The following is a 16311-nucleotide window of genomic DNA, read 5'->3' as shown; positions in this document are numbered from 1 at the left end:
GGTGGATCTCAGGGCCAGCGGCGGAAGATCAACGAGGTGTTGACCCCACCGAAGGCGAAGTTGTTGTTCATCACGTATTCATGCTGCATCGCCCGGAATTCGCCACGCAGGTAGTCCAGTTCGCCGCAGCGCGGGTCGACGTCGTCGAGGTTCAGGGTGTGCGCGTACTGGTCGCTGTTGAGCATCTCGATGCTGAACCACGATTCCAGCGCGCCGCAGGCGCCGAGGGTGTGGCCGAGGAAGCTCTTCTGCGAGCTGATCGGCATGCGCGCGCCGAACAGGCTGCTGGTGGCCAGGGTCTCGGCGATGTCGCCCTGCTCGGTGGCGGTGCCGTGGCCGTTGACGTAGCCGATCGCCTCGGGCGCCAGGGCGGCGTCTTCCAGCGCCAGTTCCATGGCCCGGCGCATGGTCGCCTGCTCCGGGCGGGTGGTGTGCTGGCCGTCGGCATTGCTGCCAAAGCCAACGATCTCGGCGTGGATCCGCGCGCCACGGGCCAGGGCGTGCTCCAGCTCCTCGAGCACCAGCATGCCGCCACCCTCGCCGATCACCAGGCCGTCGCGGCCGCTGTCGTAGGGGCGCGGGCTCAGGTGCGGGGTGTCGTTCTTCAGGCTGGTAGCGTAGAGCGCGTCGAACACCATCGCCTCGGTCGGGCACAGTTCCTCGGCGCCGCCGGCGAGCATCATCGGCAGGCGTCCGTACTTGATCGCCTCGTAGGCGTAGCCGATGCCCTGGCTGCCGCTGGTGCAGGCGCTGGAGGTGGGGATCAGGCGCCCGGTCAGGCCGAAGAAGATGCTGATGTTGGCCGCCGTGGTGTGCGGCATCATGCGCACGTAGGAGTTGGCGTTCAGGCCGTCGGCCACCGAGTTCAGCAGCATGTTGCCGAACGCCTTGATCTCGTCGGTGCTGCCGGTGGACGAGCCGCAGGCCACGCCCATGCGCCCGTCGCGGATGCTCGCATCGCCCAGCAGCCCGGCATCGGCCAGGGCGCGTTCGGCGGCGGCCACCGCCAGGCGCGACACCCGGCCCATGCTGCGCAGTTGCTTGCGGGTCCAGTGGCCGGGCACCTGGAAGTCGTCGATGGGGCCGGCCAGGCGGGTGTTCAGCTCCTCGAAGCGGTCCCATTCGTGCATGCGGCGGATCCCGCTGCGCTGGGCGGCGAAATGCCCGGCGATGGTCGCCCAGTCGTTGCCCAGGGCGGTGAGGCCGGCCATGCCGGTGACCACGACGCGGCGCATCAGCACAGCCCTCCGTTGACCGCCAGCACCTGGCGGGTGATGTAGGCCGCCTCCGGCGACATCAGGAAATTCACCGCGCCGGCGACTTCTTCCGGGGTGCCCATGCGCCCGGCCGGGATCATCTTCAGCAGTTCCTCGACCGGCACGTGCTCATCGAGCATGGCCGTGTCGATCAGCCCCGGGGCCACGCAGTTGACGGTGATGCGGCGCTTGCCCAGCTCGATCGCCAGGGCCTTGGCGGCGCCGATCAGGCCGGCCTTGGAGGCGCTGTAGTTGACCTGCCCGCGGTTGCCGATCAGCCCCGACACCGAGGTGATGCAGACGATGCGCCCCGGTGCGCGACGGCGGATCATCGGCATCATCACCGGGTGCAGGACGTTGTAGAAACCGTCGAGGTTGGTGCGCATGACCTGGTCCCAGTCCTCCTCGCTCAGCGCCGGGAAGGCGCCGTCGCGGGTCAGGCCGGCATTGCACACCACCCCGTAGTAGGCGCCATGGGCCTCGACGTCGGCTTCGAGGATGGCCTTGCAGGTGGCGCGGTCGGCCACGTCGAACTGCAACACTCGCGCCTGGCGGCCCAGGGCCTTCACCTCGGCGGCGACGGCGTCGGCCTCGGCACGGCCGCTGCGGCAGTGCAGCACCAGGTCGAAGCCGGCCTGTGCCAGGCGCAGGGCGATGGCCCGGCCAATGCCCCGGCTGGAGCCGGTGACCAGGATGGTGTCAGTCATGGGGGTACTCCTCTGGGCCCGCCTCGGCCAGGTAGCTGGCCGCCTGTGGCGGGCGATACACGTTCAGGCGCGCGCTGGCATGGATGCCAGGGCCGCGCAGGTGACATTCGAACACACCCATGCCGTTGTCGTCCTCCAGTGAGCGCTGCGCGTGGATGTGCAGCTCGGCGCCAGCCGGGAAGTGCTCGACGTTGCATTCGAACTTGCGGGTGCCGAGCAAGAAGCCCAGCTCCACCGGCTGGCCCAGGCGCCGCGCGCGGCAGCCGGCGTAGGCAGCCACGCTCTGGGCCATCAGCTCCAGGCCCAGCCAGGCCGGCAGGCTGCCGTCCTCGCGGTTGAACAGCCCGCCGGGGCGGACGGCTGTGCGGGTGTGGATCTGCTCCTCGTCGCAGCTGTCGACCTGGTCGATGAGGATCATGTCGCCCGCGTGGGGCAGCAGTTCAGCCAGGGGCCAGGCAGTCATGGGGCGTCTCCGAGAATCAGGCTGACGTTGTTGCCACCGAAGGCGAACGAGTTGCTCATCAGGCGGCGTGGCCGGTCGAGGGGCAGGCGCTGCGAGCCGCTGGCCAGGTTCAGGCGCGGCAGCTGCGGGTCTTGCTGGCCGTCCCACACGTGTGGCGGCAGCCGGCCGTCGGGGTTGTGCGCGCTCAGGCTCAGCCAGCAGAACGCCGCCTCCAGCGCGCCGGCGGCGCCCAGGGTGTGGCCGGTCATCGGCTTGCTCGACGAGCACGGCAGATGGGCGCCGAACAGCCCGTGCACGGCCAGGCTTTCCATGGCGTCGTTGTGCGCGGTGGCGGTGCCGTGCAGGTTCAGGTAGTCGACCTGCCCCGGCGCCAGGCCGGCATTGTCCAGTGCCTGGGCCATGGCCTGCAAGGCGCCGTTGCCGGTGGGGTCCGGCGCCGAGATGTGGTGGGCGTCGGAGCTGGCGCCGGCGCCGAGCAGGGCAATGGACGGGCCGTGCGGGTTGGCCTCGCGGGTCATCACGAACAGCGCCGCGCCTTCGCCGATGTTGATGCCGTCGCGGTTGGCCGAGAACGGGTTGCAACGCTGCTCGCTGACTGCCTCCAGGGCGCTGAAGCCGTTGAGGGTCAGGCCGCACAGGCTGTCGACGCCGCCGCACAGCACTGCGTCGCACAGTCCCAGGTCGAGCAGGCGGCGGGCGCTCAGCAGGGCCCGGCCGCTGGAGGTGCAGGCGGTGGAGATCACGTAGGCCGGGCCGCTCAGTTGCAGCCAGTCGGCGAGAAAGTCCGCCGGGGCGCTGAGCGCCTGCTGGTCGTAGCGGTAGCTGGCCGGCAGTTGCCCGCCGCGCAGGTATTCGGCGATGCCCTCGCTGGCCTCGGCGATGCCCGAGGTGCTGGTGCCGAGCACCACGCCGACCCGCTGCGCGCCATGGCGGGCGATGACGGCGCGAATCGCCGGTTCGATCTCCAGTGCCGCGCAGTACAGCAGTTGGTTGTTGCGGCTATGGCACGCGGGCAGGGGCACGCTTGGCAGCTCACCGGCCACCGCGCCGACCGGCGGCGTGCGCTCGGGCACCCAGCCGGCCTGGGCCTGCATGCCGCTGCAATCGCCAGCCAACAGGCGGCGGGCCACCTGGGCCTGGCCGCGCCCGAGGGCGCAGACCAGGCCCAGGGCGTTGAGGTAGGCGGTCATGGTGCGTTCTCGCTCGGCAGGGGGCTGACTTCATAACGCAGGCCCTGGCCAAGGTTCAAGGTGAAGCTGTCATCAGCCCGATAGCTGACCTGCCAGCGGTCGCCCAGGGCGCGCTGCGGGCCTTGTTCGGTGGCCTGGGGGTACAGCGGGCGCAGTTGCTCGCGCGGGGTGAGGGCGAACAGCACGGCGGCGAACAACTCGCGCGCGGCCGGGTTGGGCGGCAGCAGGCCGTCGGCTTGCCATTGGTCGCCGTCGAGCAACTGGCGGGCCTGGGGAATGCCCAGCAGGTCGAGCAGCGACCAGCGCAGGCGGGTGTCTTCGCGCTGGATCACCAGCAGCCAGTCCTGGCGCTGGCCGGCCTGTTCGCGTTCGACGTGCAACTGGCGTGGCAGGGTCAGCGTCGGCAAGCGCTCGGGCAGAGGTGGGCGGGAGGCGCAGGCGGTCAGCAGCAGGCACAGCAGAGCCGCCAGCCACAAAGGCCGCTCCCACGGGCACTTCGAGCGGGTCATGCCGGCTCCAGGGGCTTGCGCGCGACGACGTTGACCAGGGTTTCCTCGCGCTGGCCCACGGGTGGCGGCTTGCGCAGGCCGAAGCGCTCGAGCAGGCCGAAGTCCTTCGAGCGGCTCCACCACAGGTACGGGTAGGAGACGTTGCGCTCGCCGAACTCGAACCCCTGGTCGCGCAGCATCTGCAGGTAGCCGTCGGCACTCTTCTGCACGTGCATGGGGTGGCGGAACAGCCAGCGGATCACCCAGGTGTCGATGTACGCCTCGGTGGACTCGGCGAACAACAGGTAGCCCCCCGGCTTGAGCACGCGGTGGAACTCGGCCAGGGCCTTTTCCTGCTCGACCAGGTGGTGGAAGGTCTGGTGGCAGAAGACGATATCGACGCTGGCGTCAGGGAACTGCAGCGCCGCGCAGTCGCTGCCGCGCAGCTCCACCTCGAGGCCCAGGCGCTCGGCCTCGGCGGCGCTCAGCGCCAGGCTGTGCGGGTCGGCGTCGGTGCCCAGCAGGCGCGACGGGGCGAATGCCTGGCACAGGTGCTTGAACGACTTGCCCTGGCCGCAGCCGACGTCCAGCAGCACCGGCGCCTGGGGCGGCGCGCCGTCGAACAGCCCGCGCAGGTCGTTGATCGCCACCCGCAGCACATGGTGCTGCCAGGTGTGGCTGCGCAGGAACCAGAAGCCGATGCGCGTTTCTTCGACGTAGGTATCGCTCAGGTACGGTTGCTGGCTCATGCCGGGGCCCTCGCGCACAGTTCGGCCAGGGTGCGCAGGCGCCGCTTGGGTTCGGCGACGAACGGGTTGCGCAGGTCCCAGGCGTAGCCGGCAAGGATCGAGCTGATCATCGCGCGGATCTCCGGCGAGCTGCCGGGGTGGTAGATCACGTCCTGGAAGCTGCCGTCGTACCAGCCTTCGACGTAGGCGCGGAAGGTGTCGACGCCGCGCTTGAGCGGCACGGCGAACTCGTTTTGCCAGTCCACCGTCTCGCCCTGCAACTGACGGTGCAGCAGGTTGGCGGCCATGCTCGCCGAACGCATGGCGATGGTCACGCCGGAGGAGAACACCGGGTCGAGGAATTCGGCGGCGTTGCCCAGCAGGGCGAAGCCCGGGCCGTGCAGCGTGGTGACGTTGGCCGAGTAGCCGCCGATGGTCCGCGCCGGGGTGTCCCACACGGCGTTGGCCAGCACCTTGGCCAGGCTCGGGGTCTGCGCCACGAAGTGCTGGAGGCAGGCATCCAGGTCGGCGGGCGCCGTGGCGAAGCGCTCGGCGGCGGCGACCACGCCCAGCGAGGTGCGGCCATTGCTGAACGGGATGGTCCAGAACCAGATGTCGCGGTGCTCGGGGTGGGTGGTGATGAGGATCTTGTCGCGGTCGAAGCCGGGGTGGTCGATGCGGTCCTCGATATGGGTGAACACCGCCTGGCGCACCGGGAAGTTCGACGGCGCTTCCAGCTCCAGCAAGCGCGGCAGCACCCGGCCGTAGCCGCTGGCGTCGAGCACGAACGCGCTCTCGACCTCGTAGGCCTCGCCCGCCGGGGTACGTACCCGCACGCGTGGGCGGCCGTCTTGCAGGTCGACGCTGACGATCTCGTGCTCGTAGCGGATCTCCACGCCCTGGGCCGCGGCCTGGTCGGCCAGCAGTTGGTCGAACTGCGCGCGCTGCACCTGGAAGGTGCTCGGCTTGCCCTGGCTGAAGGTCTCGCCGAAGTCGAAGTGGCTGTATTCCTCGCCCCAGGCGAAGGCCGCGCCGTTCTTGTGCTGGAAGCCGGCGGCGTTGACCGCTTCGAGCATGCCGGCTTCCTCGACGAAGTCCAGGCAGTGCGACAGCAGGCTCTCGCCAATGGAGAAGCGCGGGAAGCGCTGGCGTTCGATCACCAGCACGTCATGGCCTTTGCGCTTGAGCAGCGCGGCGGCGATGGCGCCGGACGGGCCGGCGCCGATCACCAGCACCTGGCGTTGTTGCAGTTCACAGTTCGGCATGAGGCCTCCTTGGCGTCGAAGCAGAGGTGAGGGGCACCCGGTGCAGGCCGGCCAGGGCGGGCATCAGGGTGGCAACCAGGCTCATCAGCATCAGCGCGAAGTACAGCGCCGGGCCGATCAGCCCCTGTTGCAGCAACAGGTTGAGGAAGACGATTTCGCTCAACCCGCGAATGTTCAGCAGCAGGCTTTCGCGCCACTTGCTCGCGCCGGGGAACGACGGCGTGGCCCAGCACAGGCCCAACCAGTTGCCGAGCAGCTTGCTGAGGATCGGCAGCGCCAGCAGGGCGGCCAGCTGCCAGGCGTCGAAACCTTGCAGGGCGTGGTGCACGTCGACTTGCACCACGCCGTAGGTGAGGATCAGCGGCACCGCGAAATACTGTTGCAGGCGGTGGTTCCAGGCCGCTGGCAGGGGCGAGCGCACCGGCACCTTGAGCCAGGCCAGGCAGGCCAGGTAGCCGATGCCGAACACCAGCGCATTGAGCCGGTAGTGCTCGGCCATGAACAGCAGTGCCAGGAACAGTGCGCCATAGGCCTTTGGCGCGCGCAGGCCGAGGGCATGCAGCGCCAGCGGCGCGGCGGCGGCCAGCAGCGGCCAGCCCAGGCTGCCGGGGTGCAGGCTGCCTTGGCCGAGGCCCAGCAGCAGCCAGCAGGCCAGGTCGATGAGGATCGCCGCCTGCAACAGCCGGCGGCTGGCGGCGGGCGGGTAGTCGATGGCGCGCAGGTACAGGTACAGCACCGGGATCGCGGTGATGGCGAACACCAGCCCCAGGGCCAGCGCGGTGACGCCACCCTGGCCGAGCAGCAGCACGGCGCACGCGAGCCCGCAGGCGAACGGCACCAGGAAGCTCGGCACGGCGAGCTTGAGTGCCTGACGGTCGAGGCGCAGCGCCGCGACGTCGCTGAGGATGTGCCCCAGCAGCAGGGCGAAGCCGCAGCCGTAGAGGGTCTTCAGCCAGCCTGGGGCGACCAGCGCGGCGCCGCTCAACTGCCAGTGCGGCTCGACCCAGAACAGCATCAGCAAGGGCAGCGCCAGGGTCGCCAGCAGCAGTTGGCTGACGATGGGGATCAGCCCCAGGCGCGTGCCGAGGGCGCTGGCCAAGGCGAACAGCAGCAGGGCCAGGGCCCAGAACGACAGGACGGTCATGGTCGGCTGTGCGCTCCTTCACGCGGGGCGGCCCAGGGGGCCAAGAGGAAACTGAATGCCAGGCCCAGGCTCACCGCCAGGCCGAAATTGCTCACCGTCGGGGTGCTCGACAGCGCCAGCAGGCCGAACGACAGCCAGGTGGTCAGCGCCGCCAGCAAGGTGCCCAGCAGGCTGACCGCCGTGCCGCCGATGCGCTCGTGCATGAGAATCGCGTAGTCGACGCTGATCGCCGTCACCAGCAGCAGGCCGAACAGGCTGAACAGGGTCAGCGGCTGGCCCAGCCAGGCCAGGCTGGCCAGGCTGCACAGCGCTGCCAGCAGCGGCAGGGCGACGATGCGCAGCGCGCCACGCAGGCCGAACGGCAGCACCAGCAGCACCAGGATCAAGCCGCACGACAGCAGCTTGAGTTCGGCGGCGCTAAGCTGCGTGGCGGCGAACAGCTGGTTCAGCTCGCCCAGGCGGTCGACCAACTGCACGCCGGGCAACTCGTCGGTCTGCAAGCGCAGCAGCGCGGTGTCGCTCAGCCCCTGCAGGCTGACGATGGCGGCCACGCCCTGGTCCACCTGGCCGAGCCACAGCGGGCGCCAGGCCTCGCTCAACGGCCCAGCGAGCAGGTCGTCGATGGACTGGATCGGCAGTTGGTGCAATTGCTTGAGCTCCGCCTCCAGCGCGGTTTGCGGCACGCCCAGGGCCAGCAGCGCTTGCCAGTGCCCGGCCAGGGCATCCAGGGCCTCGAGGCTGCTGGCCTGTTCGGCGGGGCTGGCGGCCAATTGGTGCAATGACAGGTAGCCCTTGAGCTTGCCCAGGGCCACCAGCTCGTCAAGCTTGCCGCCCAGGGCCTGGAGGCGTTCGAGCAGTTGTTGCGGGTCGCCGCCGCGCACCAGGTAGAACTGGCTGGTGGGCTGGTAGCCGGTGATGCGCGCCACGGCCTGGGCCTCTTGCAACAGCTGCGGCGGGCTGCCGACCCACTGGCGGATGTCGTTGCGGCTGTCCAGGTGCCACAGGCCGGCGCCGCAGAACAGCAGCACCAGCACCAGCAGCACGCTGCTCGGTACCTTGCGCAGCAGGCCTTCGCGCAGGTCGATCAGGGCCTGGGCGATCCGCAGCGGCCACTGCGCCGGGCGCAGCTCGACGCCCCGCAGCAGCGCCGGCAGCAGGCACACGGCGCTGAGGTACGCGCCGGCCAGGCCGGCCGCGGAGAACGCGGCGATCTGCGTCAGCGCCGGGAATGGCGTGAAGGCCAGGGCCAGGTAGCCGATGCAACTGGTCGCCAGGCTCAGGCTCAGCCCCGGCAGGGTCAGGCGCAGCGCCGGCCAGCTATGCCAGGGGCGCAGGCTCCAGCTCTTGGACAGGTAGTGCAGCGGGTAGTCCACGGCCACGCCGATCAGGCTGGACCCGAGCACCAGGGTCATCACATGCATCTGCCCGAACAGCGCCACGCACACCACCGAGCCGAACAGCATGCCCACCAGCACCGGCACGAAGGCCAGCAGCACGCGCCAGCGGCGGAAGGCCAGCAGCAACAGCAACAGGATGCCCAAGGTGGCGCCGCCGCCGACCCAGGTGATCTCGCGGCTGGCCTGCTGCTGGCCGGCGGCGGCGTGCAGCAGGCCACTGGCGGCGAGCAGCGTGGCGCCTTGCTGGGCGGCCTGCTGGCGGGCGCTGGCGAGCAGTTCGGCCACTTGCAGCGGCAGGCGCATGTCGAAGGCGCTGCCCTGGCTGCGCGCGCGCAGCAGCACCCACTGCTGGCCATCGGCCTCGGCGTACAGGGCGCCGCTGGCGGTGTCCAGTTGCACGTTGACCGGCTTGGGCTGGCTTTGCTGGATGCGCCCGGTCAGGCCCAGCCAGTCGTCCTGGCTGGGCACCAGGCTGAAGCCGGCGAAGGGGTCGAACAGGCTTTGCACGCGCTGCTCGATGAAGGTTTCCGGGTGTTCGGCCAGCAGCGCGCGGTCCTGGGCCGAAAGCATGGCCAGGCGGCCTTTCAGCAGTTGCGTGCGCACCGCTTGCAGGTCGGTCTGCAGGCTCCATTGCACCTTCTCGAACAAGCCGCTGGCCTGCCAGCCTTCGGCCAACTGCTCGGCCAGGGCGATGGCCTGAGGGCGTTCGCGGTGGCCGACCAGCACCAGCAGTTCGCGGTTCAGCGGCTCCTGCATGCGCTGTTCGGCTTGCTTGACCAGCGGGTCCTGGGTGGCGCCGGGCACCAGGGTCATCAGGTCGGCCGACAGCGGCGCGCCGCGGTGCCACTGCCAGCCGGCAATGGCCAGCATCACCAGCAGCAGGCCCAGGAACAGGCGCGGCAACAGCCGTTCAGTCGGCAAAGTCGGCGCGCTCCGCATCGCTCAGCGCTGCCGCGCCGCTGCTCTCGGGCATGCGCAGCACGGTGCTGTCGCCCTGGGTTTCGCTCAGTTCGATGCGCTCGACGAAGCGCCCGCCGGCGATGTCGATGCGGGTGAACACCTGCTTGAGCAGCAGCGAGCGGGGCGTCAGGCGCAATTGCCAGTGACTGGCTTCGCCCGACAGGCTCAGCTCGAAGTCGCGTTGCAGGCCGCTGCTGTCGCCCTGGAGCACGGCGAAGAACAGGCGGTTCTGTTCGGCGCCGGCGCTGCGGCTGGGCAGCGCTTGCCAGCCGTTGGGGTCGCGGCGGGCGATGCCCTGGGCGGTGATGCGGTAGTCCTGGCGCAGCGGGGTTTGCAGCAGCCACAGCAGGCCGTGGTCGCGGGCCAGGACGAAGCGGCCTTTGCTCAGCAGCGGCTGGGGCAGGGCGCGCAGGTGCTTTTCCTGAATGAACGGGCCACTGACCACGGCGGGTTCGCTGAGCTGCTTTTGCAGGTCGTCGAGGGTGAAGGCCAGGGTCAGCGGGCTGGTGAGCAGCAGCAACAGGGTGATGAGTGCGCGCACGGACGAAATCATTGGGCATCCTGGGGGCGCGTTGCGCTCCAATCGCGGGGCAAGACCGCTCCTACAGGGCGCGGCGGCGCGGCGGTCATGGCAGCACCTTGGCGACGGCATCGAGCATCACCTGCGGCGACGCCAGCTGCATCTCGCCGCTTTCGAGGTGCACCGCCACCTGCACGCTGCTGGCGCGGGTCATGCGTTCGCCGGTGGCGGCGTCGCTGATCAGGTAGTGCAGCTTCAGGCGGTTCTCCCATTCCACCAGGCTGGCGCGCACGCTCAGGCGCTGGCCGAAGGTGGCGCCGCGGATGTAGCGCAGTTGCAGGTCGATCACCGGCCAGGCGTAGCCGCTGGCCTGCATCTGCAGGTAGTTGTGCTGCAGGCGGTCGAGCAGGGCGCAGCGGGCGACCTCCAGGTACTTCACGTAATGGCCGTGCCAGACGATGTGCATGCTGTCGACGTCGAAGAACGGCACCACCACCTCGCTGTCGACGTGGAACACCCCGGGGTTACGCATGCAGCCTCCAGTGGCGTGCGCCGATGCGCGCCAGGCACAGGCGCAGGTCGCGCTCCAGGGCGCGGTCTTCGATTACCGGGGCGAAGTCTTCCAGCAGGGCCTCGTGCATGTGCGCCAGGGCTGGTGGCAGCGGGCGGGCGTCGGCCTGGCGGGCGCGCAGCCAGACACCCTGGTTGGCCGCCAGCAAGGTCGCGGCGGCGACCTGCTCGGTCAACTCCAGCACGCGCAGGGCGTCGCGCGCGGCGATGGTGCCCATGCTCACCTTGTCCTGGTTGTGGCACTCGGTGGAGCGCGAGAACACGCTGGCTGGCATGGTCTGCTTGAGGGCTTCGGCGGTCCAGGCGCTGGCGCCGATCTGCACGGCCTTGAAGCCGTGGTTGATCATCGCCCGGTCGGCATCGGCGCCGGACAGGTTGCTCGGCAGGCCATGGTTGTAGCGCACGTCCACCAGCAGTGCGAGCTGGCGGTCGAGCAGGTCGGCGACGTTGGCCACCAGGGTCTTGAGGCTGTCCATGGCGAAGGCGATGTGCCCGCCGTAGAAGTGCCCGCCGTGCAGCACGCGCTCCTCTTCACCGTCGATGATCGGGTTGTCGTTGGCGCTGTTGAGCTCGGTTTCGATGAAGCCGCGCAGCCAGCCCAGGCTGTCGGCCAGCACCCCCAGCACGTGCGGGGCGCAGCGCAGCGAGTAGCGATCTTGCAGGCGGTGCAGCGACGGCAGCGGCGCGTCGATGGCCAGGTCCTGGCGCAGCCAGGCGGCGACCTGGGTCTGGCCGGGGTGTGGCTTGGCGGCGAACAGGCGCGCGTCGAAGTGCTCGGGGTTGCCTTGCAGGGCGATGACGTTGAGCGCGGTGATGCGCGTGGCCAGCTTGAGCAGGTAGTCGGCGCGGGCATAGGCCAGGCAGGCCAGGCCGGTCATCACCGCGGTGCCGTTCATCAGCGCCAGGGCTTCCTTGGGGCGCAGCACCAGCGGCTGCCAGCCCAGTTCGCGGTGCACTGCGGCGCTGTCGCGGCGCTCGCCCTGGTACAGGACCTCACGCTCGCCGGCCAGCGCGGCGGCCACGTAGGACAGTGGCGTCAGGTCGCCGCTGGCGCCCACCGAGCCCTCTTCGGGGATCAGCGGCAGGATGTCGTGTTCGATGAACGCTTGCAGGCGCTCCAGCAGCTCCAGGCGCACCCCCGACACGCCGTGGCTCAGCGAGCGCAGGCGCGCCGCCAGCACCGCGCGGGTGGCGGGTGCGTCGAGCAGACGGCCCAGGCCGCAGCCGTGAAAGGTGTACAGGTGGCGCGGCAGGGCCTCGACGTGCTCCAGCGGCACGGCGACCACGCAGGAGTCGCCGTAGCCGGTGGTCACGCCGTAGATCACCCCTTCCTTGTCCAGCAAGGTGTCGAGGAAGCGCGCGCCACGGGCGATGCGCTCGCGGTACGCGGCGTCGTCCTGCAAGCGCGACGGCGCGCGGCGCTCGGCCACGGCCAGGACGTCTTCGATTGCCAGCGGCGATTCGCCGAAGGTCACGGGCTCATGCGGATGCATCGTCATCGGTCTTCCAGAAGGGGTAGAAATTGAACCATTGCAGCGGCGCCTGGCGGCAGTAGTGGCCCAGGCGTTCGGCGTAGCGCGCCGTCCATTCGGCGATTACCGCCTCGCGCTGGCCGCGGCGCCAGTGCAGGCGCTCGACGAACGGCTCCAGGGTGACCCGGTAGCGGCCCTGGTGCTTGAGGCAGAACAACAGGTTTAGCGGGCAACCGAGCAGCCCGGCGAGCAGCCATGGCCCTTGGGGAAAGGCCGCGCGCTGGCCGAGGAAGTCCACCTCGACGGTGCGCCCGCCATGCAGCGGCACGCGGTCGCCGGCAATGGCCAGCCACTCGCCGCGCTCCAGGCGCTCGGACAGTTGCAGCATCACCGCCGGGTCCAGCTCGCTGACCTGGATCAGCCGCAGGTGCGTGGCGCCGGCCTCGCCCAGCAGGCGGTTGAACTGTTCGGCGTGGCGGGTGTGCACCAGCACGTTCATGGTCACCTGCTCGCCGAGCTCGGCCAGCGCGCGGCACACCTCCAGGTTGCCCAGGTGCGCGCCGACCAGCATCTGCCCGCGTTCGCCGCGCAGCTGCTGGCGCAGGTTGGCCGGGTCGTCGATGTCGATCTGGTCCAGGCGCAGGCGACCGTTCCACACGTCGAGCTTGTCCAGCAACGCTTCGGCGAAGGCCATGAACTGGCGGAACACCCGCCACTGGCTGGGCGCCTCGGTGTGCCCGGCGCTCCAGCGGTGCAGGCGCTGCTGGTACTGCCAGGCGCTGCGCCGGGCGCGGCCGCCGAAGACGAAGAAGTAGGCGACGATCAGGTGAATCAGCGGGCTGAGCACGCGCCGGCCCAACAGGCGCGCCAGGGCGGCGGTGAGTTTCATCAGCCAGAAGCTGCCGCGCTCCTGGTGTTCGGCCCAGTGCTGGGGCTGGCTGCTCATGCCTGCCACCTGCGCCAGAGGATCAGCGGCGCACGCGCGAGCATGCCGAAGAACAGCTTGGCGTGCATCTTCGAGATCAGCGCGTTGTCGTGGAACAGGCGGAAATGCGAGAGGCCGTCCTGCGGGTAGTGCACCTTGGTCGGCAGCCAGCGCATGGGCTGGTTGCGCCACGCCAGGCGCACGAGGATCTCCGGGTCGAAGTCCATGCGCCGGCCCAGGCTCACGCTGTCGATCAGCGCCAGGGTGGCGGGCAGCGGGTAGACGCGAAAGCCGCACATCGAGTCGGGAATCTGCAGCGACAGGCTGTTGATCCAGACCCACACGTGGGTCAGGTAGCGGGCGTACAGGCGGCCCTTGGGCACGCTGGCGTCGTACTGTGGATAACCGCACACCAGCGCCTGTGGATAAGCCTGCGACTGGTCGAGGAAATGGCGGACGTCGCCCAGGTCGTGCTGGCCGTCGGCATCCACTTGCAAGGCATGGCTGAAGCCCAGCCGCGCCGCTTCGCGCAGGCCGGCCATCACCGCGCCGCCCTTGCCCTGGTTGAGCGGCAGGGTCACCAGGTACACGTCGTCGCGTTCGGCCAGTTGGCCCAGCACCTGGGCGCAGGGGGCGTGGCTGGCGTCGTCGACCAGCACGCAGGGCAGGCCGGCGCGCAGCAGGTCGTCGACCACCTGGGGCACGGCCTGCTCGTGGTTGTACACCGGGATCACCGCGCAAGGCTTATGCACAGGCGGCCTCCAGCACGATACGGCCGCTGGAGCAGGCTTGCCCGGCGCAGGTGTAGGTGAAGTACAGCTTGCCGCGCTCGGCATCGAAACGCAGGGTCAGCAGCAGCTCATCACCCGGGCGCACCAACTGCTGGAACTTGAGCACTTCCATGCCGGCGAAGCGCTGAGTCAGGTTCAGGTGCGAGGCGGCCAGGGCGATGGCCCAGTCGACCTGCACCACGCCTGGCAGCACCGGGGTCTGCGGGAAGTGCCCAGGGAAGCAGGCCAGGTCCAGCGGCACGGCCAGGCGCAGGTGCAGCGCCTCGCCCTGTCGGGTGTCTTCCAACACCTCGGGTGCCATGCTGCGCGAGGCCAGCAGCAGCGCTTGCAGGTCGGCCTGGGGCAGCTTGCCCTGGGCATTGAGCGGCAACTGGCGCGCCAGGCGCCAGCGGCGCGGCAAGGCCAGTGCTTCGCAGTGCCCGGCCAGGTGCTTGCGCAGCCCCTCGACCACGCTGCGGCGGCCTTGGTTGCGCAAGGCGTGCAGGCCGGCCGGGGCCAGCGCCACCAGGGCGCCGAGGTAGGCGCGGCCTTCCTCGATCACCCCCAGGCGCGCCTCGGCGACCCAGGCGTGGGCGGCCAGGGCCTGCTCGAGCATGGGCAGGGAAATGCGTTTTTCCTCGAGCTTGACGATACGGTCGAGGCGGCCCAGCAGGCGGAAGCGCCCATCGTCGGTGAACTCGACGGCATCGGCGCCCTGCTCGACGTGCCCGGTGGGCAAATAGGGCGAGGCGATGCGCAGGGCGCCGTGCTCGTCCTGGCTCAGGCGCACGTCGGCGAACGGCTGCCAGGGGGTTTGGCCCTGGCGCCAGGCGATGCCGCCAGTCTCGGAACTGCCGAGGATCTCGGTCGGCCACTGGCCCAGGCGCTGGTGCAGGCTGCTTGCGGCTGCGGCGGGCAGTTCGCCGCCCGAGGAGAACACCCGGCGCACCGTGCTCAGTGCCGGCCAGTCGAGGTTGTCGCCCATGCGCTTGAGCAGCGCCGGGCTGGCCACCCAGGCGAACGCCGGGTGCTCGCGGCTGGCGCGTTGCAGGTCTTCGGGGAAGGGCAGTTGGCGGCGCTCGAAACCGCGCCCGGCGCACAGTGGCCAAAGCACGCGGAACAGCAAACCGTAGATGTGCTGGGTGGCGACGCTGCCGATGATCCAGGCCTCGCCCAGGCCCTCGCCCCACAGCTGTTCCAGGGCGTTGACCTCGTTGGCCAGCTGGCGCAAGCGCTTGTCGATGCGCTTGGGCTCGCCGCTGGAGCCGGAGGTGCACAGGCTGATGCGGCAGGCGTCGAGGTCCAGGTCGGCGGGTTCGAGGGCGTCGCCGACCAGGCTGAACAGGCTTTCGTCGGCGGGCTGGTCGCTGAGCCACAGGTCGACCTGGCCGTGCCAGCGTTCGCGGGTGGCCGGTTGCAGGTCGGCGGGCAGCAGCACCTCGACGCCTGCGCGCCAGGCGCCGAGCAGGGCGATGGCCAGGGCGGCGGCGTCTTCCAGGTGCAGCGCCAGGCGCTTCACGCCGCGCTGCTGCAAGCCACCCGCCAGGCGCAGGGCGTGCCGGCACAGCTGGGCATGGTCCAAGGCCGGGGCCTGGGTCACCTGGCGCGGCGCATCCAGCGGACGCAGCAGGTGTTCGGGGTTGATCCAGTTCATGAGCGTCCTCGCACACGTTGTCTTATCAGCCATTCGACGACGAACAGCAGGCCCATCGCGGCATAGGCGATCAGGCCGTTGTACAGGGTCCACCAGGCCAGCGGCGCCCACAGGGTCAGGGCGCTGGCGACCAGGCCGTTGACCAGGAAGAACAGGCACCACACCTGGGTCACCCGGCGCGTGTAGCGCACCGCGTGGGGCGGCAGTTGCGGGTCGCGCAGGCGCGCCAGGCGCTCGGCCACCGGCATGCCGCGCAGCAGGCTGGCGCCGAACAGGGTGAGCATGAAGACGCTGATCAGCACCGGGTACCAGCGCAGCAACTGCGGGCTGTCGGACAGCCCCAGCAGCGCGCAGAACGCCAGCGCCACCAGCGCCATCCACAGGCTGCCCGGACGGCGCGGCGTGCTCAGTGCACGGGCCAGCCACAGGCCGCCGAGCAGCAGGCCGAATTGCCAGGGGGCGAAATGGGCCATGCCGAAATGCACCGCGAATGGGTACAGCACGCCGGCCAGCAGCAGGCCGAGGCCGACCAGGCGTTTCATGCCGCGGGGTTGACCAGGCGGTGCACCGCCTCGACCACGTCATTGACGGTGCGCACCGACTTGAAGTCGTCGGCGGCGATCTTCTTGCCGGTCTGGCGCTTGATGTGGTCGATCAGGTCGACGGCGTCGATGCTGTCGATCTCCAGGTCCTGGTACAGGTGGGCGTCCAGGGTGACGCGCTCGGGCTCCAGTTCGAACAGCTCGACCAGGGCGTCGCGCAGGATGTTGAAGATGTCTTCACGGGTTTGCATGGGGCGGTC

Annotated in this window: 17 protein-coding genes; all 17 read right to left on the bottom strand. The window is 70.1% G+C overall.

Features of this window, described 5'->3' with window-relative positions; all coding sequences use genetic code 11:
* Positions 1–8 precede the first annotated feature (8 nt).
* Positions 9–1235 carry a beta-ketoacyl-ACP synthase gene (locus P0Y43_RS25490; RefSeq protein WP_275640017.1) on the bottom strand — a complete coding sequence of 409 codons (1227 nt, stop codon included), beginning with the start codon at positions 1233–1235 and terminating at the stop codon, positions 9–11.
* Entirely contained in the window at positions 1235–1963 is a 729-nt protein-coding gene (gene fabG, locus P0Y43_RS25485; RefSeq protein WP_275640016.1) for a 3-oxoacyl-ACP reductase FabG, read from the bottom strand. Before fabG ends, P0Y43_RS25490 begins: the two co-directional genes overlap by 1 nt.
* Positions 1956–2426, bottom strand: coding sequence for a hotdog family protein (locus P0Y43_RS25480; protein WP_275640015.1), 471 nt, complete (start codon positions 2424–2426; stop codon positions 1956–1958). The genes fabG and P0Y43_RS25480 overlap by 8 nt, the downstream gene beginning before the upstream one ends.
* On the bottom strand, positions 2423–3616 hold the full coding sequence (locus P0Y43_RS25475; RefSeq protein WP_275640014.1) for a beta-ketoacyl-[acyl-carrier-protein] synthase family protein: 1194 nt from the start codon (positions 3614–3616) through the stop codon (positions 2423–2425). Before P0Y43_RS25475 ends, P0Y43_RS25480 begins: the two co-directional genes overlap by 4 nt.
* Positions 3613–4125, bottom strand: a complete 513-nt coding sequence (locus P0Y43_RS25470) for a hypothetical protein (protein WP_275640013.1) — start codon at positions 4123–4125, stop codon at positions 3613–3615. The genes P0Y43_RS25475 and P0Y43_RS25470 overlap by 4 nt, the downstream gene beginning before the upstream one ends.
* A complete protein-coding gene (locus P0Y43_RS25465) occupies positions 4122–4853 on the bottom strand; it encodes a class I SAM-dependent methyltransferase (RefSeq protein ID WP_275640012.1) in 732 nt (243 codons plus the stop codon). The genes P0Y43_RS25470 and P0Y43_RS25465 overlap by 4 nt, the downstream gene beginning before the upstream one ends.
* A complete protein-coding gene (locus tag P0Y43_RS25460) occupies positions 4850–6097 on the bottom strand; it encodes an NAD(P)/FAD-dependent oxidoreductase (protein WP_275640011.1) in 1248 nt (415 codons plus the stop codon). Before P0Y43_RS25460 ends, P0Y43_RS25465 begins: the two co-directional genes overlap by 4 nt.
* Positions 6084–7241, bottom strand: coding sequence for a sodium:proton antiporter (locus P0Y43_RS25455; protein ID WP_275640010.1), 1158 nt, complete (start codon positions 7239–7241; stop codon positions 6084–6086). The genes P0Y43_RS25460 and P0Y43_RS25455 overlap by 14 nt, the downstream gene beginning before the upstream one ends.
* Positions 7238–9559, bottom strand: coding sequence for an MMPL family transporter (locus P0Y43_RS25450; RefSeq protein ID WP_275640009.1), 2322 nt, complete (start codon positions 9557–9559; stop codon positions 7238–7240). Before P0Y43_RS25450 ends, P0Y43_RS25455 begins: the two co-directional genes overlap by 4 nt.
* A complete protein-coding gene (locus tag P0Y43_RS25445; protein WP_275640008.1) occupies positions 9549–10151 on the bottom strand; it encodes an outer membrane lipoprotein carrier protein LolA in 603 nt (200 codons plus the stop codon). The genes P0Y43_RS25450 and P0Y43_RS25445 overlap by 11 nt, the downstream gene beginning before the upstream one ends.
* Before the next feature lie 73 nt (positions 10152–10224).
* Positions 10225–10650, bottom strand: coding sequence for an acyl-CoA thioesterase (locus P0Y43_RS25440; RefSeq protein WP_275640007.1), 426 nt, complete (start codon positions 10648–10650; stop codon positions 10225–10227).
* Positions 10643–12187 carry an HAL/PAL/TAL family ammonia-lyase gene (locus P0Y43_RS25435; RefSeq protein ID WP_275640006.1) on the bottom strand — a complete coding sequence of 515 codons (1545 nt, stop codon included), beginning with the start codon at positions 12185–12187 and terminating at the stop codon, positions 10643–10645. The genes P0Y43_RS25440 and P0Y43_RS25435 overlap by 8 nt, the downstream gene beginning before the upstream one ends.
* Positions 12168–13106, bottom strand: a complete 939-nt coding sequence (locus P0Y43_RS25430; RefSeq protein WP_275640005.1) for a glycosyl transferase — start codon at positions 13104–13106, stop codon at positions 12168–12170. The genes P0Y43_RS25435 and P0Y43_RS25430 overlap by 20 nt, the downstream gene beginning before the upstream one ends.
* Positions 13103–13837: a glycosyltransferase family 2 protein gene (locus P0Y43_RS25425; RefSeq protein ID WP_275640004.1), complete on the bottom strand. Its 735-nt coding sequence runs from the start codon at positions 13835–13837 to the stop codon at positions 13103–13105. Before P0Y43_RS25425 ends, P0Y43_RS25430 begins: the two co-directional genes overlap by 4 nt.
* Complete coding sequence (locus P0Y43_RS25420) at positions 13830–15509, bottom strand: AMP-binding protein (RefSeq protein WP_275640003.1); 1680 nt, start codon at positions 15507–15509, stop codon at positions 13830–13832. The genes P0Y43_RS25425 and P0Y43_RS25420 overlap by 8 nt, the downstream gene beginning before the upstream one ends.
* Complete coding sequence (locus P0Y43_RS25415; RefSeq protein WP_275640002.1) at positions 15506–16051, bottom strand: hypothetical protein; 546 nt, start codon at positions 16049–16051, stop codon at positions 15506–15508. The genes P0Y43_RS25420 and P0Y43_RS25415 overlap by 4 nt, the downstream gene beginning before the upstream one ends.
* Positions 16048–16302: an acyl carrier protein gene (locus P0Y43_RS25410; RefSeq protein ID WP_275640001.1), complete on the bottom strand. Its 255-nt coding sequence runs from the start codon at positions 16300–16302 to the stop codon at positions 16048–16050. Before P0Y43_RS25410 ends, P0Y43_RS25415 begins: the two co-directional genes overlap by 4 nt.
* Between the last annotated feature and the right edge of the window lie 9 nt (positions 16303–16311).

Origin of the sequence: Pseudomonas entomophila (assembly GCF_029193575.1) — a bacterium.
GTDB lineage: Bacteria > Pseudomonadota > Gammaproteobacteria > Pseudomonadales > Pseudomonadaceae > Aquipseudomonas > Aquipseudomonas entomophila_G.
Note: the sequence above shows the minus strand (reverse complement) of the source record. Positions and strands in the feature narration are given on the sequence as shown.